Source organism: Helicobacter pylori SA213A (assembly GCF_000476275.1).
Classification (GTDB): domain Bacteria; phylum Campylobacterota; class Campylobacteria; order Campylobacterales; family Helicobacteraceae; genus Helicobacter; species Helicobacter pylori_CL.
The window spans coordinates 1-1,640 of the sequence record NZ_CBOM010000047.1 but is presented as its reverse complement, the minus strand read 5'-3'; the positions used below and the strand labels follow the sequence as shown (position 1 = coordinate 1,640).

The 1,640-nt window shown below is 38.3% G+C and carries 1 protein-coding gene and 1 pseudogene; both read right to left on the bottom strand.

The genetic code is table 11. From position 1 onward, the window contains the following. Positions 1 to 9: 9 nt before the first annotated feature. Complete coding sequence (locus QT74_RS08760; protein WP_229261628.1) at positions 10 to 1,566, bottom strand: coiled-coil domain-containing protein; 1,557 nt, start codon at positions 1,564 to 1,566, stop codon at positions 10 to 12. Continuing rightward, positions 1,566 to 1,640, bottom strand: a pseudogene (locus tag QT74_RS08350) (HP0894 family type II toxin-antitoxin system mRNA interferase toxin); the annotation flags it as partial. The gene QT74_RS08760 and the pseudogene QT74_RS08350, both read right to left, overlap by 1 nt.

Genomic DNA, 1,640 nt, shown 5'->3' with positions numbered 1-1,640 from the left:
ACTAAATGGCTACATTCTTTTGGTGTATGTGTATTCGTTGTTTTTCTTGATGGTCTTTTCTAGTTCTTGGATTTCTTTTTTGAGCGCTTCAACTTCTTTTTCATGCTGTTCTTTTAGCTGCTCGTAGTCTTTTTGAGTGTGGATTTTTTCTAGTCCTTGATCTTTTAGGTGTTTGTTTTCTGCTACCATTCTTTCACGCTCTAGGCGATAATTGTCTTCTAGTTCTTTGAGTTCTTTTTTGAGTCTATTGATGGTCCTGCCTTTGCTTTGGATTATGTTTTCTTTATCGTATAGAGCTTCTATAAGCGCGGTTTCATTGCTTTCTAGGGTTTTTATTCGTTCTTGGGCTTTTTTTGTTTCTGTGGCTTGTTCTTGGAGCTTATTTTCTAGGGTGTTTTTTTCTTGCTTTAGAGTGTTGAGTTCTTTTTCTTTGGCTTGGATTATGCTTTCTTTAGCTTCAAGTTGTTGTTTTGTAGGGCGTTCTTGGAGTTCGCTGATGGTGTTTAGTATGTCTTGGGGGTCTTTTTCTGTTTTTTCGTCGCCAAATAATTTTTCCATGATCTTGCTGTAGAGTTCTTTGAGTTTTTTGACAACACCAAAAGTCTTGGCGAATAATTCTACGTGCTTGTATTTTTCGGTTATTCCGCTCACATAGTTGGGTGCTATGTGCTCTAAAAAATTATAGATTGCTGATAACATTTCAGAATTTTTTTTAATTCTTGCAACCGCTTCTTGTAGGGTTTCTGCTTTGGACTGGAAATGTTCATTAGCGGTATTTAGGGCGGTATCTATTTCTTTTTTCAAAGCGTTTCGTTCTTGTTGCACTTCTTTGTATTGCTCTGTGGTAGGGCGTTCTTGGAGTTCATCTATTTTTTGATTTTTAGCTTTAATTTTTTGATTGAGTATTTTATTGTTAGTGCCAAATTCGCTTATGCTCCTTATTAGTCTATCTATAAACTCGGCATCTTTTAAGCGTTCTTTGCGTTCTTTTTCTTTCATTTGGGCGTATTTGCGTGGTTCTATGCGTTCAGCCCCACTCACTCGCTTGTCTGTGCCACGCTCCATGCCTAAAATTTGAGCGATCTCGGTTTGAATTTGCCTTAATTTCACCTGATTGATTTGCCCCCACATGTTCTTTCCATTTTCTTTGTTGAGCGTGATGAATTCCATGTGGGCGTGGTGGTTGATGTGGGGTTGGTTGTTCTCGTCCATGTAGCCCTCATCTCGGTGTATAGCGATTTGATAGCACTGAAATCCATACTTGATCTCAAAATGTTCGGCTAATTTTTCTAAATCTGACATGGTGGTGTTTGTTTTGATATTAACCACTAAGCTCCATTGGTAGCTTTTAGCTTGGCTTTTTTGTTTGAATGTGATCAAGTAGGCTTCGTGGGCGTTCTCTATGATTTGATTTTTTAAAATCATTGCTTGCTTTGAATGGCGATTGACTTCGTTTTGACCCCTAAATTCTTGAGGGATCAGATAGCTTGGGGATAGCGTTCTGTCGTTGTGTTGTTCTTGGATATTGTTGGTAGGCTTGAAATGACCGCTCGCTAAATTGCCCATTAAAACAGCTCGCTATGACTGCCCAACCTTAACAAAATCAGTTCATCATCTTGCACTAAATACACAAGCAAAAT

Excerpts from the sequence above, each read along its gene's own strand:
- QT74_RS08760 (WP_229261628.1), bottom strand. The coding sequence starts at position 1,566 with ATGGGCAATTTAGCGAGCGGTCATTTCAAGCCTACCAACAATATCCAA.